This window comes from Dyella sp. AD56, from assembly GCF_002878475.1.
Lineage (GTDB): Bacteria > Pseudomonadota > Gammaproteobacteria > Xanthomonadales > Rhodanobacteraceae > Dyella.
Window position 1 is genome coordinate 40,564 of the sequence record NZ_NRDP01000035.1, and the last position, 22,670, is coordinate 63,233.

The 22,670-nt window shown below is 61.9% G+C and carries 24 protein-coding genes; 15 read left to right on the plus strand and 9 right to left on the minus strand.

Annotated features, from left to right (window positions below; all coding sequences use genetic code 11):
• Positions 1–147 precede the first annotated feature (147 nt).
• Genes DyAD56_RS21625 through DyAD56_RS21635 form a run of 3 tightly spaced genes read left to right on the plus strand, consistent with a single transcriptional unit; the run spans position 148 to position 2,000 of the window.
• Complete coding sequence (locus DyAD56_RS21625) at positions 148–843, plus strand: response regulator transcription factor (protein WP_102304906.1); 696 nt, start codon at positions 148–150, stop codon at positions 841–843.
• 59 nt (positions 844–902) lie between these two features.
• Positions 903–1,481 (plus strand): hypothetical protein, encoded by a 579-nt coding sequence (locus DyAD56_RS21630; RefSeq protein WP_102304907.1) that lies wholly within the window; start codon positions 903–905, stop codon positions 1,479–1,481.
• A 60-nt stretch (positions 1,482–1,541) separates the two neighbouring features.
• The gene (locus DyAD56_RS21635) at positions 1,542–2,000 is read left to right on the plus strand and encodes a YMGG-like glycine zipper-containing protein (RefSeq protein WP_102304908.1); all 459 of its coding nucleotides are present in this window, start codon (positions 1,542–1,544) and stop codon (positions 1,998–2,000) included.
• Between the two features lie 48 nt (positions 2,001–2,048).
• Here DyAD56_RS21635 and DyAD56_RS21640 read toward each other — a convergent pair whose 3' ends face one another.
• Positions 2,049–3,071 carry a BamA/TamA family outer membrane protein gene (locus tag DyAD56_RS21640; RefSeq protein ID WP_233202802.1) on the minus strand — a complete coding sequence of 341 codons (1,023 nt, stop codon included), beginning with the start codon at positions 3,069–3,071 and terminating at the stop codon, positions 2,049–2,051.
• A gap of 120 nt (positions 3,072–3,191) precedes the next feature.
• On the opposite strand from DyAD56_RS21640, the gene DyAD56_RS24400 reads away from it, so the two are divergent.
• Positions 3,192–3,380: a hypothetical protein gene (locus tag DyAD56_RS24400; RefSeq protein WP_233202803.1), complete on the plus strand. Its 189-nt coding sequence runs from the start codon at positions 3,192–3,194 to the stop codon at positions 3,378–3,380.
• Positions 3,381–3,457: 77 nt separating this feature from the next.
• Here DyAD56_RS24400 and DyAD56_RS21645 read toward each other — a convergent pair whose 3' ends face one another.
• Together DyAD56_RS21645 and DyAD56_RS21650 are read right to left on the minus strand one after the other, a co-directional pair.
• Positions 3,458–4,360, minus strand: coding sequence for a DUF2950 domain-containing protein (locus DyAD56_RS21645; protein ID WP_102304910.1), 903 nt, complete (start codon positions 4,358–4,360; stop codon positions 3,458–3,460).
• A gap of 11 nt (positions 4,361–4,371) precedes the next feature.
• Positions 4,372–5,688: a DUF3300 domain-containing protein gene (locus tag DyAD56_RS21650; protein ID WP_233202804.1), complete on the minus strand. Its 1,317-nt coding sequence runs from the start codon at positions 5,686–5,688 to the stop codon at positions 4,372–4,374.
• 306 nt (positions 5,689–5,994) lie between these two features.
• Between DyAD56_RS21650 and DyAD56_RS21655 the strand changes: the two genes are divergently transcribed.
• Both DyAD56_RS21655 and DyAD56_RS21660 read left to right on the plus strand, forming a co-directional pair.
• Entirely contained in the window at positions 5,995–6,843 is an 849-nt protein-coding gene (locus DyAD56_RS21655; protein ID WP_102304911.1) for a hypothetical protein, read from the plus strand.
• 31 nt (positions 6,844–6,874) lie between these two features.
• Positions 6,875–8,044 carry a hypothetical protein gene (locus DyAD56_RS21660; RefSeq protein WP_102304912.1) on the plus strand — a complete coding sequence of 390 codons (1,170 nt, stop codon included), beginning with the start codon at positions 6,875–6,877 and terminating at the stop codon, positions 8,042–8,044.
• An 8-nt stretch (positions 8,045–8,052) separates the two neighbouring features.
• Here DyAD56_RS21660 and recJ read toward each other — a convergent pair whose 3' ends face one another.
• From recJ to DyAD56_RS21675, 3 genes are read right to left on the minus strand one after another with little or no spacing between them, the layout of a single operon-like run.
• Positions 8,053–9,804 carry a single-stranded-DNA-specific exonuclease RecJ gene (recJ, locus tag DyAD56_RS21665; protein ID WP_102304913.1) on the minus strand — a complete coding sequence of 584 codons (1,752 nt, stop codon included), beginning with the start codon at positions 9,802–9,804 and terminating at the stop codon, positions 8,053–8,055.
• A complete protein-coding gene (locus DyAD56_RS21670) occupies positions 9,765–10,697 on the minus strand; it encodes a phosphoglycerate mutase (protein WP_233202805.1) in 933 nt (310 codons plus the stop codon). Before DyAD56_RS21670 ends, recJ begins: the two co-directional genes overlap by 40 nt.
• Positions 10,694–12,613, minus strand: coding sequence for an ATP-binding cassette domain-containing protein (locus DyAD56_RS21675; protein WP_102304914.1), 1,920 nt, complete (start codon positions 12,611–12,613; stop codon positions 10,694–10,696). Before DyAD56_RS21675 ends, DyAD56_RS21670 begins: the two co-directional genes overlap by 4 nt.
• A gap of 215 nt (positions 12,614–12,828) precedes the next feature.
• On the opposite strand from DyAD56_RS21675, the gene DyAD56_RS21680 reads away from it, so the two are divergent.
• The 4 genes from DyAD56_RS21680 (at position 12,829) to DyAD56_RS21695 (ending at position 16,687) form a co-directional block, all read left to right on the plus strand.
• The gene (locus DyAD56_RS21680; RefSeq protein WP_233202806.1) at positions 12,829–13,146 is read left to right on the plus strand and encodes a hypothetical protein; all 318 of its coding nucleotides are present in this window, start codon (positions 12,829–12,831) and stop codon (positions 13,144–13,146) included.
• Between the two features lie 169 nt (positions 13,147–13,315).
• Positions 13,316–14,350: an agmatine deiminase family protein gene (locus tag DyAD56_RS21685; RefSeq protein ID WP_102304915.1), complete on the plus strand. Its 1,035-nt coding sequence runs from the start codon at positions 13,316–13,318 to the stop codon at positions 14,348–14,350.
• 134 nt (positions 14,351–14,484) lie between these two features.
• Entirely contained in the window at positions 14,485–15,375 is an 891-nt protein-coding gene (locus DyAD56_RS21690; protein ID WP_102304916.1) for a carbon-nitrogen hydrolase, read from the plus strand.
• Positions 15,376–15,454: 79 nt separating this feature from the next.
• Positions 15,455–16,687, plus strand: a complete 1,233-nt coding sequence (locus tag DyAD56_RS21695; RefSeq protein ID WP_102304917.1) for a TraB/GumN family protein — start codon at positions 15,455–15,457, stop codon at positions 16,685–16,687.
• An 89-nt stretch (positions 16,688–16,776) separates the two neighbouring features.
• Here DyAD56_RS21695 and DyAD56_RS21700 read toward each other — a convergent pair whose 3' ends face one another.
• On the minus strand, positions 16,777–17,937 hold the full coding sequence (locus DyAD56_RS21700; RefSeq protein ID WP_102304918.1) for a glycoside hydrolase family 18 protein: 1,161 nt from the start codon (positions 17,935–17,937) through the stop codon (positions 16,777–16,779).
• Between the two features lie 179 nt (positions 17,938–18,116).
• Here DyAD56_RS21700 and DyAD56_RS21705 point away from each other — a divergent pair, with 179 nt between their 5' ends.
• Both DyAD56_RS21705 and DyAD56_RS21710 read left to right on the plus strand, forming a co-directional pair.
• Positions 18,117–18,440 carry a cytochrome c gene (locus DyAD56_RS21705; RefSeq protein ID WP_102304919.1) on the plus strand — a complete coding sequence of 108 codons (324 nt, stop codon included), beginning with the start codon at positions 18,117–18,119 and terminating at the stop codon, positions 18,438–18,440.
• Positions 18,441–18,458: 18 nt separating this feature from the next.
• Positions 18,459–18,812, plus strand: coding sequence for a cytochrome c (locus DyAD56_RS21710; protein WP_102304920.1), 354 nt, complete (start codon positions 18,459–18,461; stop codon positions 18,810–18,812).
• Between the two features lie 71 nt (positions 18,813–18,883).
• Here the strand turns inward: DyAD56_RS21710 and DyAD56_RS21715 are convergent, their stop codons facing one another.
• A complete protein-coding gene (locus DyAD56_RS21715; RefSeq protein ID WP_102304921.1) occupies positions 18,884–19,492 on the minus strand; it encodes an NfuA family Fe-S biogenesis protein in 609 nt (202 codons plus the stop codon).
• A gap of 138 nt (positions 19,493–19,630) precedes the next feature.
• Between DyAD56_RS21715 and DyAD56_RS21720 the strand changes: the two genes are divergently transcribed.
• Genes DyAD56_RS21720 through DyAD56_RS24460 form a run of 3 tightly spaced genes read left to right on the plus strand, consistent with a single transcriptional unit; the run spans position 19,631 to position 21,503 of the window.
• The gene (locus DyAD56_RS21720; protein WP_102304922.1) at positions 19,631–19,972 is read left to right on the plus strand and encodes a 4a-hydroxytetrahydrobiopterin dehydratase; all 342 of its coding nucleotides are present in this window, start codon (positions 19,631–19,633) and stop codon (positions 19,970–19,972) included.
• Positions 19,969–21,138, plus strand: coding sequence for a hypothetical protein (locus tag DyAD56_RS24015; RefSeq protein ID WP_158241425.1), 1,170 nt, complete (start codon positions 19,969–19,971; stop codon positions 21,136–21,138). The genes DyAD56_RS21720 and DyAD56_RS24015 overlap by 4 nt, the downstream gene beginning before the upstream one ends.
• The gene (locus tag DyAD56_RS24460) at positions 21,045–21,503 is read left to right on the plus strand and encodes a CPBP family glutamic-type intramembrane protease (protein WP_255409237.1); all 459 of its coding nucleotides are present in this window, start codon (positions 21,045–21,047) and stop codon (positions 21,501–21,503) included. Before DyAD56_RS24015 ends, DyAD56_RS24460 begins: the two co-directional genes overlap by 94 nt.
• On the opposite strand, the gene DyAD56_RS21730 is transcribed toward DyAD56_RS24460, so the two are convergent.
• Entirely contained in the window at positions 21,471–22,484 is a 1,014-nt protein-coding gene (locus DyAD56_RS21730; protein WP_102304924.1) for an RluA family pseudouridine synthase, read from the minus strand. The genes DyAD56_RS24460 and DyAD56_RS21730 overlap by 33 nt on opposite strands.
• Positions 22,485–22,670: the final 186 nt, after the last annotated feature.

The window sequence follows — 22,670 nt, forward strand, 5'->3', positions numbered from 1 at the left end:
GAACAATCAGCGGCCCGACGAGACTCGACCGACCATGGAACTGAAGCACGCGCAACCCGCATCGGGAAGCACCAGCCCACCCTGGCGCGCCCCGGCCTCTTTTCCGACGCAGATCATCGGGCGCTGGGCGTTGCCCATCGTTCCCACATGAAGACAAATGCTCGGCCGAGGGCGAAGAGCACACGCCGGTTGCGTGTATTGCTTGCTGATGAGCACCGGTGCGTCGCCGAGGGCTTGGCCGGCCTCCTTGCCAAGAGCGCCCGTTCCGTCCTGCTCGTGCACGACGGAGAGGCACTCATCGAAGCCGTTATGGCCGGCCAGGTCGACCTCGTCATCACTGACATTGCCATGCCGCCTTTCAGCGCCTTGCAGGCATTGCGTAGCCTGCGACAACAAGGCAGCGATATTCCCGTCGTAGTGCTTTCGACTCATGGCGAACCCTTAATCGTGCGCGAGGCCATGCAAGCTGGCGCCAACGGCTATGTGCTCAAGCAATCGCCCAGCAGTGAGCTGCTCTCTGCCATGGCAGAGGTCAGCGCGGGCAACCAGTTCATCAGCCCCCAGTTGATGGCGTCGTTGCTCGATGCGCCCGAGGCGCTACGCCGCCTCACTCGGCGGCAACGGGAGGTCATCGAGTCCATGGCCAAAGGCAAGCGAACCAGCGAAATCGCCGCGGAACTTGGCATCTCCGTGCGCACGGTCGAAAGCCACCGGCAATCGCTGCTGGATCTTCTGGGCGTACACCATGGCGTGGCGCTGATTCGAGAAGCGGAGCGACTGGGGCTTATCCCGGTGGGTCCGTACGACGTACACCTGGCAACGGAGGATAAGCCCCTCCCCTAGTCATCGACTTCCATCCCTAGTGCAGCACCCATTCACAAGTATCAAATGAGAGATTCACGATGAACCTGTTCCGATATGTAGCTCCACTCGGCGCCGTCCTGCTTGCCGCCTGTTCAACGTTCAGTGTCAGCAACCAATGGAAAGACCCCTCATGGCCGGGGCCGCCCGCCGGCAACGTGCTCGTCATGGGTATCACCAAGAGCGACACCTACCGTCACGTGTTCGAAGACACCTTCGCACAGCAACTGCAGGCTGCTGGCGTACAGGCTGAACAAAGCTACTCCCAGATCCCCGCAGGAGCAGCCTCGGAAAAACTGACCGACGTGATCAAGGACACGGGTGCACAGGTGATCCTTACGACGCGCGTGCAGCGTGTTGAACAGAAGCTCAACGTCACGCCAAGCGGCCCGGGCTTCGGAGGTTTCTACGGCTGGTATGGCGGTGCCTGGGCATCTACTCCCGACGTGACCCAGTACGACGCGGTTACGCTCGAAACCACCGTATGGGACGTCAGCTCACAGAAGGTCATCTGGTCTGTAACCACCGAAGGCGTGGGCACCAGCAACATTCCCCAGGCCACGCAGGACTTGGCGAAAACCATTATTCCCAAGCTGAAATCGGACGGCATCATCCGCTAAAGCCACCTGGGCTGCGGCACCCTGCAGCCCAACTCCCTGGACGCATCAGGAAGAACAACTATGGCTATCTATTATCTGCGCAACCTCGGACTTGCAGCCCTCCTCGTCACCGGTACGGCAGCGGCACAACAACTTCCCGTGGCCTATCCCGCCAACGGACAAAGCACCAACCAGCAGCAGACAGACAAGAATGCCTGCATGTATTGGGCGCAAACCAATGCACCCACTCAGGCATCCCCTGCACCGGAAACCGGCCTCGCCGTCGGCGGCGGGCAACGCGTCGGTGGCGCCGTGCGCGGTGCCGCAGCAGGCGCCGTAGTGGGCGGCGTCGCCAATAACGATGCCGGACATGGCGCAGCCGTCGGTGCTGCCGCCGGCGTGGTCGCCGGCGGCATGCGAGCACGCCAACAAAGGCGGGAGCAGAACACCGCCGCCGCCGCGACGCAGAACCAGAACACAGCGAATCTGGCGCAGGCCTACGGTGCCTGTATGAAAGGCAAGGGTTACACAGTCAACTGACCTGCATAGTCCACTTTCAACCCTCAGGCTCTACAGAGCCTGAGGGTTTCAGCGCCACGCGCTTCCCACTTGGATGTAGTAGACGTGATCTCCCTCGCTCCATGCCCAATCGAGGCCAGCGTAAAGCCCCAGGGCGCGAGCGATCAGATAGCGGAAGCCGACCCCTTCGGCCGTATGCGTGCTGGCATCGCCGAAATCCAATGTGCGGCCCCATGCCTTGCCGGCTCCACCGAATCCCAACAGCGCCCATCGCGGCGTGAAGTTCCACCGCAGCTCTGCCTCCAGCATGCCGACGTTCTGGTCCTGGTATTGCCCGTAGGCTATGCCGCGCAAGTCGATTGATGGTTGCTGATAAAAGGGGGCATTGCCACGCACCGCGCGATAGTCCACTCGCGTTCCCAGCACCCAATCCTGGCTTAGCTTGAAATAGCCGTAGGCGTGCGCGCGATAGCTCTGGAAGGTGTTGTCACTGCCAATGGCCGGCGCATACTCAGTGGCTTCGAGTCGCCACAACCAGCCCTTCGATGGCGTCAACGTGTTGTCCCGAGAGTCGTAACTCAGCCCAAGCCCCAGGCCGGAGGCGCGCTTGGCGAATTCCTTGGGCTTGAAGTATTGATCGTCGCTGGGAATGTTGAGCCGGCTGTCCAGATCCATGTACAGCCAGCGTGCCGACACGAACAGGTCACTACCACCCAGCCTGCGTGAAACCTGCTGGTAGGAAAAGACACCATCAAGGTTGTAGCCGATCTCCTTGGGAGCCGACAGCAAACCCTGCGTGTAGTAGTTCAGATTGACGTAGGCCTTGCCGATGACGCCCGCATATCGCCAGGTGTCGTCCTTAAAATGGAACGACCCACCCAGACCGTACCCCCAGGTCCCGTTCTCCGTCTTGAAAGCCGCCGCACCATAGATATCGGGCGGGATGTGCAACCCGCTTTCCTTGGACTCCTCCGATTGCTTCGGCGGATGAAAGAACACCGCAGCCAGTCCTCCGCCATTTCCCACGGCGGGCTCGGTAATGACGATGGGAACAAGCAAAGCGCCTTTGTGCTGCAACAGCCAGCGCGACATGTCCGGCGCGCCATCGTTGGGATCACGAAAATTGTCCCACCAGGAGGGCTTCTTGCCATCGGGAACAGTCGCAAGCGGCGATTCGGGTGACTGCGGCGAACTTCGCTCCCCGGGATCCGAGTGAACCGCGACATCCTGTGCGTGCAAACCAGTGCAGCCCAGCAGGACTACTCCGAAGAACAGCAGCCACCTGCCAGCCGCGAGGAAGGTCCCCATGACGACTCCATTGTCCGGCCATCGTTGTCACATCAGATGGATGTGACTTTGCCGGACTGGAGCACGCACGGACAGCGCAAATACTCGGAATAATCCTAGGTAAATGCACCTAACCGTGCGACTCGCTCTTGGGCACAACCTTCAGGCCCCTCATTTCCGTTCAACCTAGCTCAATTGGTTGGCGAAACGTCCACGTCCTTCCAGCTGCTATCTGGGTCGAACGATTTCATTGATTGCACAAGACCAGCGCCGTTCTTTCCGAGATCCTTTTCGAACACCTGGCCGTCGTGACTCACCATGAAACTCATCACGCCTGTTTCGCCGTATTGAACCGGCCAGGCGACAAGAGCGAAACCGTTGGTCATGCGCCCGCCTTCTACGTAGTTATAGGCACCACCCGGAGCGGACGCACCCTGCGCCGTCAGTATCTTGTAGTGATAGCCGTAGTAACCCTGACCGGGCTTCACGTGCGTGAAATTCGGACCAAGCGGACTCGGCGGTTGATCACCCGACGTCGGCCAGTACAAGCCATCATGCTTGCCTGGTGAGCTGATCAGGCGCTGTGCGTACTGCAGCACCTTGTCGCCATCACGGTCCTCCGACGCGTAATCCCGCTGTGCATCGTAGTAAGCAAGCATGGCCTGTTGCACGGCCAGTTCGTTTTCGCCGATGTGACGCGTACGTATTTCCTGTTCGGCGCCAACTAGGTCGAAGTGCCAGCCACTGCTCCCTTGCACCAACGGCAGCGGCAGGACCCAATTCTCTGAGCCCACGTCGAGATGCGTCTTGCCATCCGCAGTGTCGATACGATGACTCTCGTCATAGCGCTTCAGGAACAGATCCACGTCGTCCTGCTGCATGCCTTCAACGGGAATGTAGTCCTTCCAGTTAGTGCCCAGCACCTTGGTCAGCGCGGCTTGATCATGGTTGCGCACTGCCTGCACGAAAGCACTGGCAGCAGCATCCGCCGTTGGATAGCTCCCCTGCTGCGCCAGCGTAGTGCCAGCGAAGACAACGCCAGTACTAACCATCAGGCTCAGGACCAGGCTACGGATCTTGGGAATGCGATTCATGGTCTGGCTCCTCAACGACGATGGAATCCGCCACCAGCCCGGCTAGGCGCCGGTCGGGATACTTGCCGCCCGGCGCCGGCACCGGCGCCGCGGGAATTCGACATCGAGTGCTGACTCGCCTGCCCCCTATCAAACTGCGTCCGTGCCGAACCCGGCGACTGCCCACCGCTGAACGCATTGTTGCGCGGACCTGCCCCGGACCGATCGCCCGAGAAGTTCCCTCGCGTTTCGCCACCTAGGTTGCCATTACGCGTCTGCCCGCCGATATTGCCGCGCTCCGCACCACCTCCGGTGCCTTGGCCGCCCGCCCGGTTTCCACTGGCCGGACGATTAAGGGCGCCGCCACTTTCACCAGCAGAACGCCTGGCTGCCGTGGAAGATCCATTGTTGGTGGAGCGGTCGAAACTCTGCAGGGCGTGTTCGCGACTGGCGTTGGCTGCCGAATCGTTGCCACGGAACGCCTGACGCTGATTGGCGCCGCCCACGCCCTGACCATAACGTTCACGGCTGGCCTGATCGTGATAGGGCGTGCCGCGACGATAGTCCGGATTGTGATTCCAACCCACGTTGCCGTTGCCGCTGATACGGTTATTAACGTTGATGTTGTTGTAGCGATTGACGTTGATGTTGACGTCGTTGTGGCCCCAGTCGAAACCACCCCACAGCGAGTTGGCGATGGCAATGCCGGTGCCAAACGCGAGACCCGCCGCCAGCCCCGTTGCCACCGGATACGCATAGCCCGGCGGCGGCGGCCAATAAGTGGGTGGATAAGAGGGATACGCCCACGTCCCATAGACCACGGTCGGGTTGTAAGCAGGCACATAGACCACCTGCGGATTGGCAGGCTCGATCTGGATGACCGTCGTGCTCGGTGCGCTTGACCCCGCGGAGGCCTGCTGCACCACCACCTTCTGCTGGTCGGTCGACTTCAAGTTGCCGGCTTTCTGCGCTTGCTGACGCAGGCGCTGGACCGATGCCATTACGTCGTCCGACTGGGCAAGGAAGGCGTCGCCGATGTTCTGCACCCAGTCGGGGTGTTGTTTCATCTGGGCCAGCACCTGAGGAAACGCCACCAACGACTGGACGCTTGGATCCCATGGCTGGCTCGATACCTGTTTCACGGCATCGTCGCCCTGCGTCTTCGGGTGGGATGCCGACCAGGCCGCAGCATCCGCCACGTTGCTCGGGTACGTGCAGGCCATAAGCACCTGCGAGAGCAATGCATCGGGATACAGCGCGACCGGCGCGAGCATCTGGTCGAGTTGCTGGTTGCTGTAGATCTTTTGCGTGCCGCCCTGCTGACTCTGCGCAAGAGTCGGTCCGACCATCAGCAAAGGCACACACAAAAAGCAAAGCAGGCAGATCCGCCAGAACCCGTCGCTTCTCATCGTCTTCATTGTGCCGCTCCCATGCAGCTCTCGCACTCGTATCAGCTTGATACCCCACACCATGCATTGACCACTGCATTTATGCGGAAGCGAACTCAGTAAAACTACTTAGACAGACAGTTCCACGACATACCCAACCGGAGGTCACGTAGATTTACCGACCAAGACATAGGTAGTAGTTCGCTGTGAGCGTCAGTGATGGCGAAGGACCATATCGTCCATCCCTGACAGAAAAGGACGACAACCATGCACCGCATCGAGTCTTCGCGCTTCGCCACTCCCCGCGCCCTATTCGCTGTGCTGTGCCTGGGTTTCCTTTGGGTGCCCATCGCGAAGGCGGACACGCCGGACTACTGGGACGGCGATTGGCACGGAAGCATTCAACCGTATGGATGGCTGCCGGGCATCAGCGCCAAGACTCGGTATCAGCTGCCAGACAACGGTGGCACGATCGAGCAGAAGTCGAACAACGACATCTTCAGCTATCTCAGCGGCGCCTTCATGCTCGATGGCACTGTTCGCAAGGGAGACTGGGGCTTTTATGGCGACCTCGACTGGGTGAAGTTTTCTAACGAAGAAGGTCGCTTCACCGACATCGGTGGCCAGCGATTTGGCGCTAATGCCAATCTCGACACGCGATGGAACATGAAGGGTGGCATGGTGACGCTGGCTGGACTCTATACCCTGGCCCATGGCCAACAGGGCTACATCGACCTGGTATTCGGCGCGCGCTATCTATGGCTCAAGGGCAATCTCAACTGGAATTTCAGCCTGACGGGCAACCGCGGCAATCTCAACATCTCCGATAGCGGCCATCTCAGCAACCAAACGCATGTGACCGACGGCATTGTCGGCATTCGAGGCCGATGGTCACCGTTCGCAGGTAGCAACTGGTTCTTTCCCTACTACGCGGATATCGGCACCGGTGGTTCAGACAACACTTACCAACTTATGGTCGGCGTGGCCTACGGCTTCCATTGGGGAGACATCGCGCTCAACTACCGGGATGTGGAATACAAGAAGAACAGCGGCGACGAGTTCCTGAAAAGCGTGGAGCTGAGCGGACCTGCGCTTAGCCTGACCTGGCATTTCTGAGCATCGAAACGCGAATGTCGAAGCACATCGGATGAGCGAGGCCACCTCCAGCATTTTCGAAGAATCCAAGCACGTTGTGGTGCTTCGGCGGCTTCGCTTGATCAAACCCGAGCATCGCGCCCAGGCCTTCCGGCGTGTATTCATCGCCGTTGCGCTCGCTTGGCTGCCACTCGCTCTACTGAGCGCGGTGCAGTCCCTCATGTCCGGACATAGGGAGCTGCTACACGCGTTCTTCGTCGACATTGCAGTGCATGCGCGCTATGTGCTGGCCGTGCCCATCCTGATTCTGTCGGAGTACATCATTCTTCCTCGCCTGGATCTGACTGCGCGTCACTTTCTCGTCTCCAAGATCATCGACGCATCCGATCGGGAACGGTTCGACGACGCGGTGGCGTCGACACGCCGCCTCAGTCTTGGCATCTGGCCCTCCGCAGGGATGACCCTGTTGGTCTATGCGTTCGTCATCATCATCGCTTTCACGATCCATGCCGGCCTGCTCCCTGCGTGGCATTACGCTGCGGACGCAACGCATCTGTCACTTGCCGGCTGGTGGCATCTATTGATCAGCCTCCCGCTGCTTCTCGGCCTGTTGCTCAGCTGGGTGTGGCGTGTCGGCGTGTGGACGCGATTTCTGCATCAGGTCTCTCGGATGAACCTTCACCTGATCTCGTCCCACCCAGACAAAGCAGCAGGGCTGCAGTTCGTCGCTTTCTCACCACGGATGTTCATGTCGCTGGCCCTGACCATAGGCATCATCACGGCAGGAACCTTTGCGAACGAGGTATTCCATCTTGGTCTCAACCCCCTGGATCATCCCGCCGTCCCTATTGCCACCACCATCGTGGTGGTCGCCATATTCATCAGTCCGCCCCTGGTCTTTGGGCGCTCGTTGCTCATGACCTGGCGACGCGGCGTTTTCGAGTACGGCGCCCTGGCTAGTCGACTTGGCACCCAGTTCGAGGACAAGTGGCTGGGACCCGAAAGCAAAGTGGACCAGGAGTCACTCGAAAAACCCGATTTCTCGTCGACAACCGACTTGTACAGCGTGACGGCGAACGTCTACGCCATGCGTCCGGTGCTGTTCGACCCGCGCGCGGCCATTTCGCTCGCGTTGGTCACGCTGCTACCTTTCGCGCCCATCTGGTTGTCGGTCATACCTGCCAAGGTCATTCTTAGCCAGCTGTTGAAGCTGGTGATCTGATTGACGCCTCAGGCCGGCTCCATATAGCGCAGTAGTAGACGCGCGCTCTCGCGCCCCTGCCAGTCGTTGATGACAAGTTCATAGGCAGCGCGCAGGACCACTGGCGGCGGAGTGCCTTCATACGCGTTGAACATCACGGCATCGTGCACGGAGCCATCGCGCGGGTCGCGCAAGCTCAGGCGCAGATGCCGTTCGCCCATTAGGCGCCAGCTGGCACACTCGAACAGGTTGTCGAATACCGGTTCTGGAAAGGCTTGTCCCCAGGGCCCTGCCGCACGCAGCTCGCGCGCGAGCTCCAGCGTCGCGGCACCCGGTGGCAGTTCGCCATCCGTGTGTTGCACGGCCTGCAGGTGATCCTCGTCCAGCCATTCGCGCGCAATAGCGTCGAAGGCCTCCGCGAAACGCGGATAGTCCTCGGTACGCAAGCTGAGCCCAGCGGCCATGGCGTGACCGCCGAAACGCGGAATAAGGCCCGGATGACGCGCATCGATCATCACTAGCGCATCGCGGATGTGGAACCCAGGAATGGATCGCCCGGAGCCGCGCAGTTCATCCGGCATGTCTTCGCTGGCCGGTGCAAAAGCAATCACCGGGCGATGCAGTCGCTCTTTCAGCTTCGATGCCACCAACCCCACCACGCCTGCATGCCAGCTGGGTTCGAACAAGGCCACGCCGACCGCGTCGATATCGGCCGCACGCGACACCATGACCTCGGCTTCGGCAACCATGGCCGCCTGCAGTTCGCGCCGCTCCTGGTTGATCGAACTGAGCAGGTCCGCGTAACGACGCGCCTGCACGGGGTCATCCGTCAGCAGGCATTCCACGCCGATGCGCATGTCTTCAAGTCGACCAGCAGCGTTCAAACGCGGACCGATCGCAAAGCCAAGATCGCTCGCACACAGGGTTGCCGCGCTACGCTGACTGGCTTCCACCAACGCCATGACGCCAGCGTGGCCTCGTCCACTGCGCACCCGCCGCATACCCGCCTCGACCAGCACACGATTATTGAAATCGAGCGGGACCAGGTCCGCGACCGTACCCACCGCCACCAGATCGAGCAGTACGGAAAGATCAGGCTCGCTGCCAGGCGCGAAAGCTCCCTGCTCGCGCAACGATGCACGCAACGCCAGCAGCAAATAAAACATCACCCCTACGCCGGCCAATGCCTTACTTGGGAAGCTATCGCCACTTAGATTGGGATTCACCATCGCATCGGCAGTAGGCAGCTGTTCGCCCGGAAGATGGTGATCCGTAACGATGACGCGGATACCGCGCGACTGCGCCGCGGCCACTCCGGCGACGCTCGCCACGCCGTTGTCCACGGTGATGATCAATTGCGGCGTCGGCTGCAATGAATCCACCAGTGCAGGGCTGAGTCCGTAGCCGTGAATGAAACGATTCGGCACAGCGTAGTCGACGCGACGCGCGCCCAGCATGCGCAGCCCACGCACGGCAACCGCGGTGCCGGTTGCGCCATCACAGTCGTAGTCACCGGCAATCAGGATGGTCCAATCGTCACGAATCGCTTCCGACAAAAGCACGACCGCTTCGTTGAGTCCACCTAACTGCTGCGGCGATAACAGGCGCGCAAGACGGTACTCAGCGTCGCTCGGCGACAGCACGCCACGCGCTGCGAAAACCTGCTGAAGGACTGGATGGACGTCCGAACCCCAACCCGAAGGCGCGCCGAATGCCTCGCGCCGCCGAAGACTTATCTTTTTCACGGACCGCTCCCTCGCCAGAAGCGAAGCCGGTGCCATGGGCGATGCACCCAGCGCTCGCCGCTAGCAAAGCTGAGCTGCAGCGCATGTTTTTGGGCCAGGGCGAGAAGATCGTCGGTCCATTGTGCTGCGATGTCGTCTACCGGCAGATCCTGCAGGTCGATGAGCGTCCCTGGCACCGCAGCGGACACGGCTTCCTTCGTCCGCGGCGCGCATGAAACGCGCGCCTGTTTCGCCAGTGCGGTCAGTAACAGGTCATCGCCAACAACATGCGCCAGGGCGGTATGCACGGAAGCCGGCAGAACACCGCCCCCCCACAGCCACAGATGATTGACCGGTGGCAGGCCTAGACGGCGTCGCTCTTCGTTGAGGGGGTGCTGATGCAACATCACCTGGACTTCATTGAGCAGAATGCGCCAGGGGCGCCCCTTCTCGCCTTGTGGCAGGTGGTGGTACAGATCCTCGCCCAGTGCCTGCTCCGGCGCGGCGAAATCGGGAATCTGCGCATCGACGGCCAACTGCACATGCCAGTGATCGGATGACGACACCCGGAGCGTCATGCCGACTTCCTCGAACAACGGCATCAGCGACTCTGCAAGCGCCTTGGCGTCGTCATCGGACAATTGCATCTGACCACAGGCTAGCAGGCGTGCCCCGTTGAGATCCGGTTGTACCCAGGCAGGATCAGCGCACAGCCAAGAGTCGCTTCCTGCATGGCCCGCGATCAACTCTCGCGTCAATGATCCCGCTGGCAACGAGCCGCCCAGACCAAAGCGAGATGCAAGACCATCCATGTAGCCTCGCGCACCATCGTCCAGTGGGTCAGCCTTGCGCAACAGCGCCCGCAGTGGATGATCGGACGCAAACCGGGCGAGGTCCGGCAGCCAGATATCGATCACTTGGCGGGCCGGGTCGGCCATGCGGTCGCTCATGCCTCCAACTGTTCGTAGAGCTCGAGCCATTCGCCTTCGAGGGTTTCCTTCTCGCGGCGAAGCTCGGTCTGCTTCTGACTCAACCGCATCATGTCAGCAGTGGGGCCGTTGTACGTCGTCGGATCAGCTAGCTTGGCCTCGAGTGTGGTCAGCTCGCCTTCTAGCGTGGCAATACGGGTCTCGAGCTTCTTCACACGCTGGCGCGCGACCTTCTCATTTTCGCGCTGCGCGGCGACGTCACGCCGACGCTCTTCAGGCAACTCGGCGCGCGGCACCGGCTTCCCGGCATCCTTATCCTTGTCCTTGCCCTTGTTCTTCTTTGCAGCCGCACCACGGCTACGCAGCCAGCGCGCGTAATCGTCGAGATCACCATCGAACGACTCCACCGCACCGTCGGCCACGCGCCAGAAGCTGTCGCAGACCAAGCCAAGCAGGTGGCGATCATGCGAAACCAACACCAGAGCGCCGTCGAATTCGGCCAGCGCATCGGCCAGCGCTTCGCGCATGTCCAGGTCAAGGTGGTTGGTTGGTTCGTCGAGCAGCAGGAGATTCGGCTTGTCCCAGGCGATCAATGCCAGCGCGAGACGCGCGCGCTCTCCGCCGGAGAACCCGTCAACCGATTCAAATGCGCGGTCACCGGCGAAATTCCACGAGCCCAGGAAGTCGCGCAAGGCCTGCGCGGCCACGCCGGGCGCCTTTTCCTGCAGATGGTCGAACGGCGAGGAACCTTCGTGCAGGCTTTCCACTGTGTGCTGGGCGAAGTAGCCGATCTTCAGATCCTTGTGCCCCTTGCGCTCGCCCGCGAGCGGCGTCAGTTCGCCGACCAGGGTCTTCACCAGGGTGGATTTGCCGGCGCCGTTGGGGCCGAGCAGGCCGATGCGCTCTCCCGCTTCCAGACGAAAACGCACGTCGCGCAAGATCCTCGTCGGCGCGGCGCCATCGTCGCCGGGGTAGCCGGCATCGACGTCTTCGATCTGCACCATCGAATCGGGCAGGCGTGCGGGCACGGCAAACTGGAAATGGAACGGACGCTCCGCACGCACCGCCTCGGTACCGGCCAGTTTTTCCAGTCGCTTCACGCGTGACTGCGCCTGCTTGGCCTTGCTTGCCTTCGCCTTGAAGCGATCCACAAACGATTGCAAATGCGCACGCTCGGCCTGCTCGCGCTCATGCGCGATCTGCTGCTGGCGCAGCTGTTCGGCGCGCAGGCGTTCGAACGCGCTGTAGTTGCCGGTATACAGCTTGCCGCTGCCATCGTTGAGGTGCAGCGTGTGGGTGATCACGCCATCGAGGAACTCGCGGTCATGCGAGATCACCAGCAAGGTGCCTTGGTAGCGGCGCAACCATTCTTCCAGCCACAGCACGGCATCGAGATCGAGATGGTTGGTCGGCTCGTCGAGCAGCAGCAGTTCGGATGGTGCCATCAGCGCACGCGCCAAGTTGAGGCGCACGCGCCAGCCGCCAGAGAACTCCTTCACAGGCGTCTCGTGTGTTTCCGGCGCAAAGCCCAGACCATGCAGCAGACGCCCCGCGCGTGCACGTGCGTCGTAGCCATTCAGCTCTTCAATGCGGTGATGGGCGCGCGCCATCGCCTCGGTATCGCCGCGCGCCTCCGCGTCGACTTCGTCGCGCAGCGCTTTGGCGAGCTCCTCGTCGCCCCCCATGACGTACTCGATGGCCGGGTCAGGCAGCGAGGGGGTTTCCTGTGCCACCGAGGCCAAGCGGATCTTGGCCGGCATGTCCAAGTCGCCGGCATCGGCTTCTACCTGCCCCTGCAACGCGGCGAACAGGCTGGACTTGCCACAACCGTTGCGCCCCACCACACCAAGCCGCCAGCCGGTCTGGATCACCAGGTCGATGTCGGAAAGCAGCAGCCGGCTGCCGCGGCGGAGAGCGAAATGGCGAAACGAAATCATGGGAGGCACTTAATCCGGACCGGGCGTTCTGTCGCCCGAAGCCCCCCATGATAACGGTCCGGACACCCCAATCCCCACCATGAATGCCCACGGCGTCGCAATCGCCACAGATTCGCGTGGATAAGCCCGGACAGTTCTGCTACAACGACGCCGCAACGCCTTGTGCGGAGAGGGGAACCGTGAACAAGTTCGGATTCAGCAAGTCCAGCATTAGCCTGTCCATTGTCCTGCTGGCCACCGCCGGTTTTGGCGCGCCATCTGCCGCACATGCGGAGAGTCTGCTCGTCAACCGCGTGCAGCAGGAACAGTCGATGGACCTGCCCTCTCGCGGCATGAGCATGGCGGAGGTCGAAAAGAAGTACGGCGCCCCGCAGCACAAGCTCACGCCACGTGGCGGAGACAGTGCCAAGCACCCGGTGATCAATCGTTGGGACTACTCGAATTTCATCGTGTATTTCGAGAAGAGTCACGTGATCCATGCCGTGCTCAACACACCGGCCGGCAACAACACTAATCCCGCTTCCGCCAACTGACCGGCAGATCAATCGTTTGAGCGCGGCTCGTGGAAACACGGGCCGCGTTGTCTTTTCCGTGCTGTCACGCAGCATCGTTTACACTCTGCGCCCTCCATCGTCCCTGCCCGAAATGCCCTGACCCACTCAGAGGCCATCGGGCTGCCGCCCCGCAAGAGAACCGTTCACGATGACTGACCATAGCCTTCGCCTTCCGGCGGAATGGGAGCCGCAATCGGCCGTGCTGATCGCCTGGCCGCATGCCGGCACCGACTGGGCCGACCGTCTGGCCGACGTAGAGACCACCTATGTGGCACTCGCCGCCGCCGTTACGCGCTTCCAGTCGCTGATCATCGTGGTGGGTGACAACACGCTGCGCCTGCGTGTGCAAGCGTTGCTTACGGGTGAAGGCGTCGACCTCTCCAAGGTCCGCTTTGTCGAGCAACCGTACGACGATACCTGGCTGCGCGACTCCGGCCCGATCACGTTGAAGGCCGAGAATGGCAGCTTCCAGCTCACCGACTTCCGCTTCACCGGCTGGGGTGGGAAGTTCGGCGCCGACCAGGACGACGCGCTGATCGCCGGACTCGTGCAGGAAGGCGTGTTCGGCAATGCCTTGCACAAGCGCATCGACTGGGCTCTTGAAGGCGGCGGCATTGAGAGTGACGGCGCGGGTACCGTGCTGACCACCTGGCGTTGCCTGACCCAGCGCCATCCTGAGCAGTCTCGCGCACACATGACCGAGATCCTGAGCGACAGCCTGCATGCCAAGCGCGTGCTGTGGCTCGACTACGGTTACCTCGAAGGCGACGACACCGACGCCCACATCGACACGCTGGCGCGCTTCGCTCCGGGTGATCGCATCGTGTACCAGGCCTGCGACGACGTCAGCGATCTGCACCATGACGAGCTCAAGCGCATGGGCGAGGAGCTCGCTGCGCTGCGCACGCCGGATGGCAAGCCCTACACGCTCTACCCCCTGCCCTGGGCCAAGCCAATCATCGACGAGGGGCGCCGCCTCGCGGCCTCCTATGCGAACTACCTGATCGTCAACGACGCCGTGCTGGTACCCGCCTACGGCGACGTGGCCGACGACGAGGCCGCCCGCATCATCGGCGAGGCTCATCCGGGCCGCGAAGTGGTACAGGTGCCGTGCCGTCCGCTGATCTGGCAGAACGGTAGTCTGCACTGCATCACCATGCAGTTACCCGCCGGCATCGTCTGAGGCGCTGGGCCGGTGAAAACCGGTCCAGCCCGCTCCAACCATGAACCGCCAGCCGGTCCCGCATGGGGCCCGCTTCGTCGTATCCGTTAAACTGTGCAGCCTGCTCCCCCGGCAGCCCTTACCGAGACCCGCCGATGACCCGCAAGCCCCTCAAAGTCGCCCTGTTACAGGAAACCGACCGTGGTAGCCGTGATGCCAATCTCGACGCCATTGAGGCTGGCCTGCGGGAAGCCGCATCCAAGGGCGTGGAGCTGGTGCTGCTGCAAGAACTACACAACGGCCCATACTTCTGTCAGCGCGAGTCGGTCGACGAGTTCGACCTGGCCGAGACCATCCCGGGGCACAGTACGGCGCACATCGGCAAGCTGGCCGAGGAGCTGAAGCTGGTTGTGGTCGCATCGCTGTTCGAGAAGCGCGCCACCGGGCTGTATCACAACACCGCCGTGGTGTTCGACCGCTCGGCCGCCATCGCCGGCAAGTACCGCAAGATGCACATCCCGGACGATCCGGCGTTCTATGAGAAGTTCTACTTCACACCGGGCGACCTGGGTTTCGACCCTATCGACACCTCGGTGGGCCGCCTCGGCGTGCTGGTGTGCTGGGACCAGTGGTATCCGGAAGCCGCCCGTCTGATGGCGCTGGCCGGCGCGGACCTGCTGCTCTATCCCACCGCCATCGGCTGGGATCCGCAGGACGATCAGGGTGAAAAGGATCGCCAGCGCGAGGCATGGGTCACCGTGCAGCGCGGTCACGCTGTGGCCAACGGCCTGCCGCTGCTGTCCTGCAACCGCACAGGCTTCGAAGCCGACAAAGCCGGCGTCACCAACGGCATCCAGTTCTGGGGCACTAGCTTCGTCGCCGGGCCGCAGGGCGAATTCCTGGCTCAGGCCAGCACGGACCAGCGCGGACTGCTGATCGTGGACGTGGACATGGCGCGCAGCGAGCATGTGCGCCGCATCTGGCCGTTCCTACGCGATCGTCGCATCGACGCCTACAGCGATCTGCTCAAGCGCTTCCGCGACTGAACAACCGCACCGGCGCGGCTTGGATCGCGCCAGCACCATCCCCATGCCGTCTTTAGCCTAAACCACACCGACACCACGCATGAGCCAGACCGATATCGCCGATTCCCTGCCGCCGGTGTTGCACGACCAGCCCATTGAGCGTGTAACGCGAGACGGCGTGGAGTACGTGGTGCTTGGCACCGCCCACGTATCACGCACCAGTGTCGAAGCCGTGGAAGCACTGCTCGCGCATGAGAGCTTCGACGCGATCGCGGTGGAACTGTGCGACAGCCGCGCGCAGGGCATGCGCGATCCGGAAGCGTTCAAGCAGATGGATCTGTTCCAGGTGATCCGCCAGGGCAAGGCAGGCATGGTAGCCGCCAGTCTGGTGCTGTCTTCGTTCCAGAAGCGGCTTGCCGAGCAGTACGGCATCGAGCCCGGAGCAGAGATGAAAGCCGGCATGGACGGCGCCGATCAGCGCGGGCTTCCCCTTTGGCTGGTGGATCGCGAGGTGGGCACCACATTGCGCCGCGCGTGGCACAGCGTAGGGTTTTGGCAACGCTTCGGCCTCATGGGCGGCTTGATCGCCAGCGTGTTCGAACGCCAGGACATCGAAGAGTCCGAGATCGAGAAGCTCAAGCAAGGCGACATGCTGGAAAGCGCTTTCAGCGAGTTCGCCACCAACTCAGCCCCGCTCTATCGCGCGCTGATTGCCGAACGTGACGCCTACATGGCGGCTCGCTTACGCGAGCAGGCCAGCCAGGCGGGCTTCGGCGAAGGCCGCCGTGTGCTCGTAGTGATCGGCGCAGGACACCTCAAAGGCCTGTGTGAGCAGTTGCGCACGCAGCAAGGTGATCCTACGGCGGAAGCCGCCACGTTGGCCGCCGCACCGCCCAAAGCACGCTGGCCCAAGTGGGTCGCGATTGGCTTGGTACTGGCAGTGTTCGTCGCCATCGGCTTCGCCTTCCATCGCAACGCGGCACTGGGTACGGCGGCGCTGCGCGACTGGGTTCTCTACACGGGCGGTTTCTCAGCCATCGGCGCCATCATCGCCGGCGCGCATCCATTGAGCATCATCGCTGCATTCATTGCCGGCCCCATCAAGCCGTTCCGCCCAGGCATTCCGTCAGGCGGTATCAGCGCCATGGTGGAAGCCTGGGTACGTCGTCCGCGAGTGGCCGACTTCGAAGCATTGCGTGACGACATCGGCGACTGGCGCGGTTGGTGGCGCAATCGCGTCGCCCGCACGCTGCTCAACTTCTTTCTCGTGTGCTTGGGCACGATCATCGGCGAGTACACCGCCGGAATTCATATCTTCAAGAGTTTGTTCTGAGGTGTGTTCGCTTCTGGCTCCTACCATCGACCGCACCGTACCGAACTTTCAGGCCGTCATTCCTGCCCTCGCAGGAATGACGGCACAAATCAGCGCGACCGCAACGACTGATCCAGCACGTCCAGCAACTCTTCGTTGCGGTCCAAACTCTGCTCCCAGTACATCGCGCCCCCCAGGCCCTTTGCCTTGATGAAGGCCGCCTTGGCGCGCAGCGACTCGGGATCCTCGTAGCTGATGAACGTGCGCGTCTGCGCATTCCACAGGTAGGGTGCCTGGGCTTTCGCATCCCAGTGCCGCACGAAGCCGTTCTTGTCGATGAAATTGCTCACTAGGTCGTGCCAGGCCGGTGCATCCACGAACTTGGCGTACTTCTGCTGCAAGCCATCATGCGCAGAATCCACTCCAGTGAACTCGCGCCCGTAGAACGCTACGCCCAGATTGAGCTTCTTCGCCGGCACGCCCGCCGCAAGGAACTGCGCTACTGCCTTGTCGCCAGCGCGGTCATCGGCGGGTGCGACATCAGACAGATGCAGCCCGGCGTGATGCCCCGTGGTTGGCGTCAAACCATTGTGGAAGTCATAAGTCATCAGGTTGAACCAGTCGAGCGAATGCGAGACGCGCTCCAGCTCGATACCCGCGACAAACTCGCTATCCGCAGCGGCGATGGTCAACAAATAATGGCGACCACCATGGGCGGCGCCCACCTTGTCGAGGCGCGCACGCAATGTCTCGAGCAATAGGCTGAAGTTACGCTTGTCCTCGGGACGATGGCTGATGCCGGGACCCGGCAAGGTCGGATATTCCCAGTCAAGATCCACGCCATCCACGTCATACTTTTCGACAAACGCCGCTACGCTGTCAGCCATGCGTTGACGCGTGCCCTTCGTGAGCGCGACATCCGAGAAATGGTCTGCACCCCAGCCACCAATTGACACGATGATCTTCAGGCCCGCATTGAGCTTGCGCAGCCCAGTGAGGGTCGCAAGCGTCTGACTGGCTACCGGGCTGGGAAACAGCACCTCGCCCGTGGGATCGAGCTTAGCAAACGCGTAATTGATCACGTCAAGCTTGTCAGCGCTCACGTGAGGCAACGGGCTGGCGTCCGTCACATAGCCGACGATGCGGTAATCTGCCGCAGGGGGCGACGCCTCTGCGGAACCGGCGTGCCACGCACCGCCAAAGATGAGTACCGCGCACAGCGCTGCCTTCAGAAGACGTCGATTTCCGGCTTTCCCAAGCGTTTTTTCCATGCCCTTCCCCTGCGTTCGTTATCGCGCGTTAGCGCTCCCCGTACACGCCCGCTCAACCTCGCAAACACTTTGCACTGATGGAAATCAGTGAGTTGCGGCATGTTGTCCGTTCGTGAATGCTCCGACTATACTGCCGTGACATTCACCATGTACCAGCCGGAATCGTGGGGACGATCCTGATGACTCGAGTGCAAATGCTTGGCCTGACCGTGGCCGCAGCTCTCTTCGCCACTGCCAGCGTGCATGCCGAGGGGGATAAAGCTGCCGGACGCAAATTGATCTACACGTGCAATGGCTGCCATGGAGTACCGGGTTACGCCAACGCTTATCCGAATTACCCCGTGCCGCGCATCGTCGGCCAGAACGAGCAGTACATTGTCAGCGCGCTGCACGAGTACAAGGCAGGTGAGCGCAAGCATCCAACGATGATGGCCCAGGCGCAGAGTCTGTCCGACCAGGACATTCAAGACATCGCCGCCTATCTCTCCAGCCTCGCCAAGTAAGCCAAGGACCCGACCCGCATGAAACGTGCACTGACCCTGCTTTCATTCGGCGCCGTCCTGGCGTTCGCTTCCACCCAGCTACTGGCATCGGGCAGCATCGAGAACGGCAAACAGAAGGCCGCCACCTGTTTCGCCTGCCACGGCACCGATGGCAACGGGATCGATCCGCAGTACCCGCGTCTGGCTGGCCAGTACAACATGTACATCCAGCAAGCGCTCAATGAGTACAAGAGCGGCCAACGCGACAACGCCATCATGAAGGGTTTCGTCGCACAGCTGTCTGACCAGGATATCCAGGACGTCGCTGCGTACTTCTCCAGCCTGCCGACCAAGCTCGACACCTTGCAAGGTCACATCCAGGGCGACAAGTAAGCGTCACCGGAAGAAACAAAAAGGCCCGCGACATGCGGGCCTTTTCTTTTGGACGTCCAAACGATGAGGGATCAACCCAGTGCGGACTGTCCTTCCTTCTTGCTGTAATACGGGTTGCTGCCGCCGCTGTGGTCAGTGGCATCGCGCACTGCGGTGATTTCTGGCACCCGCTCACGCAGGGTCTTTTCCACGCCATGCTTGAGCGTGACGTCGACCATGCCGCAACCGTGACAACCGCCACCGAACTGCAGGATGACCACGCCATCGGCATCCACTTCGAGCAGGCTCACGCGACCGCCGTGCGAGGCGATCTTCGGATTCACCTCGGCCTCCAGCACGTAACGCACACGCTCGATCAGGCCAGCCCCCTCGCCGGGGATCTCACCCTTGATGCGCGGCGCGCGGATATTGAGCTGGCCGCCGGTGGCATTCGGCTCGAAATCAATGCTGGCCCCTTCCAGCCACGGCGCGCTGTCGCCATCGACATTGAAGTCAAAACCGTCGCAAACAACGGTCCACTCCTGCCCGCTCAGCTCGTCCGGCTCGGCAAACTCCAGCTCGCAATTTGCGGCAGCCGTGCCGGGAGAGGTCACGCGCAGCCGGATGCTCAGCCCCTCAACGCCCTGCTGGGAGAGCAGACGTAGGAAGTGCTTCTGCGCGCGTTCTGAAATATCGATCATGTCTACTCTCGCTGAAACTCCGGCATGGCCGGCAATACAGCACCATTTTAGTCCTATTTTGCCTCGACTGCCTGGCTTTGACTTTTCCTCGCCAAGCTTCGACGCTTCGCACCTTTCACTTGCTACGGACGTTTCGCCATGAACCTCAGCCAACTCGCCAGCCAGCACTGCACGCCGCGCAAGGGCAAGGAACACGCGCTCGACGCCGCCAAGCTCAAGGAACTGCTCGACGTGTTGCCGGGCTGGAAGGTCACCAACGACGGCAAGGCCATCGTCAAGGACTTCAAGTTTCCCGACTTCCACCGCACGCTCGGTTTCATTAATGCGGTTGGCTTCATGGCCAATCAAGAGGACCACCACCCCGACCTGGAAGCCGGCTATGGCCATTGCCAGATCCTGTGGTCGACGCACGACGTTGGCGGCCTGTCGATGAACGACATCATCTGCGCCGCACGCGTGGACGCCTTGCTCGAACGTTGAGCGCGCCGCGCACTACGCCCCGCCTGCTGCCCGCCGCAGGTTTCCTCGCGGCGGTTGCCGTCATGCTCTGGTGCCTGGCGGCACTGTCCGGCTGGATCACACGTGGCCAGTTGCTCCATGAGGCGAGCAGCAAGGTGTCCCTGCTCCGAAGCGGCGCGCCACTCTGGCAATGGACGCTGCACCAGCCTTCCGACCTGGTGGCCGGCCGTGTGTTCGGATCGGCGGACCTCACTGCAACAACCAACGGGCTGACAATCGTCAGCCGCGACGGTACGCCGTTCGAAATGGGCCTGCCGCTGGCGAGTCCGGTCGATTTGGCCCATTGGCCCTTGCTGCGCCTCGCCATGCAAAGCGATCACGGCGGGGTGGTAGATCTGATCTACCAGCCGCTGGAATCGGCAGAGCCGTGCTCAGCCCATCACGCAGCAACGGTGTCGAGGGACAAGACGCAACTCGCCATCGACCTGCGCGACCTGGCGTGGCGGTCCACTGACGGGCGCACTTGCCGGCCCCCTGGCGTGGTCGCCTATATGTTGCGGCTGAGGGTGACGCTGCCTGCCGGTGCCATGCTGACCGTTCACTCGGCCGCCTTGGCCTCAACCGAATCAACTTCGCTTCCTGCTGTCATCGATCGACAGATCGCCGACATCCACCTGTCAGGAGCGGAAGCCGCCGACGCGTGGATGCCCCAACCAGACGCCCTCGCCCGCTACCAAACCCCGATAGTGCGCCTGCCAGAAAATGCGTCGGCTGAAGCCATGCTGTTGCTGCGAGATCGCATCCGGCAGTACTGGCCCGCGGCGATCATCCTCCCCTTCGGCCAGCCCTTGTCCGCGGAAGCGTCCTCCCACATGCCCACCTGGCTCGATGCAGGCGTGTGCTGTCTCTATCTGGGGTGGCTGATCTGGCTGGCGATGCGGCAACGCCCGGGCGTGATCCGCCCATGGACGGAAATCGCGGCTATTGCCACAGGCCCGTTTTGGCTAATCGCTGGGCTGCACTGGGGACCAGAACCATCCCTTCCGAGCATCGCTGCCTTTCTCGGTGCGCTCATCTATGGCGGTCAGAGCGAATGGCGACGTCGGCCAGTCGATTGGGGCTGGTGGGGCGACGCTGGTCCGACTGGCTCTACCCGCTTGTTCCGTTACCCGTCGCAGCCGCGCTGACATGGGCCGACGGTCATCGCCTGATCCATTTGGACGGCCGGCACATTCTGGCCTACATCGGATGGGCGCTGGTGCAGCAGTGGGCCGTGCTTGCTCTCGTCATGGGACGACTGGAACGCACCGGACTTCCCCGGACCACCGTCATCCTCGTCACCGCCAGCCTGTTCGGCCTGCTTCACACTCCCAACGGTTCACTCATGCAGCTGTGCGCCTTGGCCGAACTGTGGTGGGCATGGAGCTTCATGCGCTCACCGCGGTTGTTCCCCATTGCCCTCGCCCATGCCGCCAGCGCGCTGCTGGTGGAAAGTGGCCTGACCGGCCACCTGTTGCGCTCACTCGAGGTCAGCGCGCGCTTTTTCCTGTAGCTGTTCCCACAAGCGCCTGACCTTTCTGCTTTTTGCGGCGAAGTTGTCGAGGAACTCCTTCAAATCGTCGGGCAGCGGCGCGGAAAAGCTGTAAGAGCGTCCATCCAGCTCGAAACTCATGTGTGATGCGTGCAAGAACAGGCGGTTCAGTCCCAACTCCTTGAACGCCTTGTTCATTTCTTTATTGCCGTACTTGGGGTCGCCCGCGAGCGGGTGGCCAATATGGGCGGCATGGACACGGATCTGATGCGTACGGCCGGTTCCCAATGTGGCCTGCATCAGGCGTGCGCCGGGGTATTGCTCCATTTCCTGGAAGAAAGTGAGTGAGGGCTTGCCGTTGTCAGACACCCGGACCATGCGCTCACCGCCCTGGAGCACCGACTTGAGCAGCGGCGCGTTGACGCTGAACTTGGCCTTGCCCGGGTGTCCGTCCATCAGGCAGAGGTATTGCTTGGTGACTGAGCCGTCACGGATGGCCGCCTGCAGACCGGTCAACCCGGCGCGGGTCTTGGCGAACACCAACACACCACTGGTATCGCGGTCCAGACGATGGACCAACTCCAGGTGTTCATTCGGGCGGGCTGCCCGAAGCAGCTCGATGGCTCCGTGACTCACCCCACTACCGCCATGGCTGGCGATACCGGTCGGCTTGTCGATGGCCAGGAAATGCTTGTCCTCGAAAATGATCGACTCAGTAATGGCTGAGACCATACTGGCCGACGGGCCCTTCCCGACCACCTTCTCGGCTGTCCGTACGGGCGGAATTCGCAGCATGTCACCCGCCACGAGACGGGTTTCCGGCTTCGCACGCTTGCCGTTCACACGCACCTGCCCGGTACGCAGGATGCGGTAAATCATGCTCTTCGGTACCCCTTTGAGCAGGGTCATCAGCGCGTTGTCGATACGCTGACCGTCCCGTTCCGGGCCAATCTCGACTTGACGCACACCGTGAGGTACGTCGGGGGAAGTTACCGTCTGCATTGAAAAAAACCTGACGAAATAGGATACTCGGCCGGCGTTTGATCCCGCCCTACCGAAGTTCGGATGGAGTCGGGATGCCCATCCCGTGACGTCGGCGAGGATAGCGCCGGTCGCCTTTATGGCAGCCGGTCGCTGCTCCCTTACATCGTAACGGTTTGGGTTGTCGTTTGTCCGGTTCCCGAAGGG

What these genes read in the sequence shown, in the direction of transcription:
- DyAD56_RS21650 (WP_233202804.1), bottom strand. Translation starts at nt 5,688, where the DNA reads ATGGTCGGACCGACTCTTGCGCAGAGTCAGCAGGGCGGCACGCAAAAG.
- DyAD56_RS21640 (WP_233202802.1), bottom strand. Translation starts at nt 3,071, where the DNA reads ATGTCGCGCTGGCTGTTGCAGCACAAAGGCGCTTTGCTTGTTCCCATC.
- DyAD56_RS21635 (WP_102304908.1), top strand. Translation starts at nt 1,542, where the DNA reads ATGGCTATCTATTATCTGCGCAACCTCGGACTTGCAGCCCTCCTCGTC.
- DyAD56_RS21655 (WP_102304911.1), top strand. Translation starts at nt 5,995, where the DNA reads ATGCACCGCATCGAGTCTTCGCGCTTCGCCACTCCCCGCGCCCTATTC.
- DyAD56_RS21660 (WP_102304912.1), top strand. Translation starts at nt 6,875, where the DNA reads ATGAGCGAGGCCACCTCCAGCATTTTCGAAGAATCCAAGCACGTTGTG.
- DyAD56_RS21685 (WP_102304915.1), top strand. Translation starts at nt 13,316, where the DNA reads ATGACTGACCATAGCCTTCGCCTTCCGGCGGAATGGGAGCCGCAATCG.
- DyAD56_RS21720 (WP_102304922.1), top strand. Translation starts at nt 19,631, where the DNA reads ATGAACCTCAGCCAACTCGCCAGCCAGCACTGCACGCCGCGCAAGGGC.
- DyAD56_RS21675 (WP_102304914.1), bottom strand. Translation starts at nt 12,613, where the DNA reads ATGATTTCGTTTCGCCATTTCGCTCTCCGCCGCGGCAGCCGGCTGCTG.
- DyAD56_RS21715 (WP_102304921.1), bottom strand. Translation starts at nt 19,492, where the DNA reads ATGATCGATATTTCAGAACGCGCGCAGAAGCACTTCCTACGTCTGCTC.
- DyAD56_RS21625 (WP_102304906.1), top strand. Translation starts at nt 148, where the DNA reads ATGAAGACAAATGCTCGGCCGAGGGCGAAGAGCACACGCCGGTTGCGT.
- DyAD56_RS21700 (WP_102304918.1), bottom strand. Translation starts at nt 17,937, where the DNA reads ATGGAAAAAACGCTTGGGAAAGCCGGAAATCGACGTCTTCTGAAGGCA.
- DyAD56_RS21710 (WP_102304920.1), top strand. Translation starts at nt 18,459, where the DNA reads ATGAAACGTGCACTGACCCTGCTTTCATTCGGCGCCGTCCTGGCGTTC.
- DyAD56_RS21705 (WP_102304919.1), top strand. Translation starts at nt 18,117, where the DNA reads ATGACTCGAGTGCAAATGCTTGGCCTGACCGTGGCCGCAGCTCTCTTC.
- DyAD56_RS21670 (WP_233202805.1), bottom strand. Translation starts at nt 10,697, where the DNA reads ATGAGCGACCGCATGGCCGACCCGGCCCGCCAAGTGATCGATATCTGG.
- recJ (WP_102304913.1), bottom strand. Translation starts at nt 9,804, where the DNA reads ATGGCACCGGCTTCGCTTCTGGCGAGGGAGCGGTCCGTGAAAAAGATA.
- DyAD56_RS21695 (WP_102304917.1), top strand. Translation starts at nt 15,455, where the DNA reads ATGAGCCAGACCGATATCGCCGATTCCCTGCCGCCGGTGTTGCACGAC.
- DyAD56_RS21690 (WP_102304916.1), top strand. Translation starts at nt 14,485, where the DNA reads ATGACCCGCAAGCCCCTCAAAGTCGCCCTGTTACAGGAAACCGACCGT.
- DyAD56_RS21645 (WP_102304910.1), bottom strand. Translation starts at nt 4,360, where the DNA reads ATGAATCGCATTCCCAAGATCCGTAGCCTGGTCCTGAGCCTGATGGTT.
- DyAD56_RS21630 (WP_102304907.1), top strand. Translation starts at nt 903, where the DNA reads ATGAACCTGTTCCGATATGTAGCTCCACTCGGCGCCGTCCTGCTTGCC.
- DyAD56_RS21730 (WP_102304924.1), bottom strand. Translation starts at nt 22,484, where the DNA reads ATGCAGACGGTAACTTCCCCCGACGTACCTCACGGTGTGCGTCAAGTC.
- DyAD56_RS24460 (WP_255409237.1), top strand. Translation starts at nt 21,045, where the DNA reads ATGGCGACGTCGGCCAGTCGATTGGGGCTGGTGGGGCGACGCTGGTCC.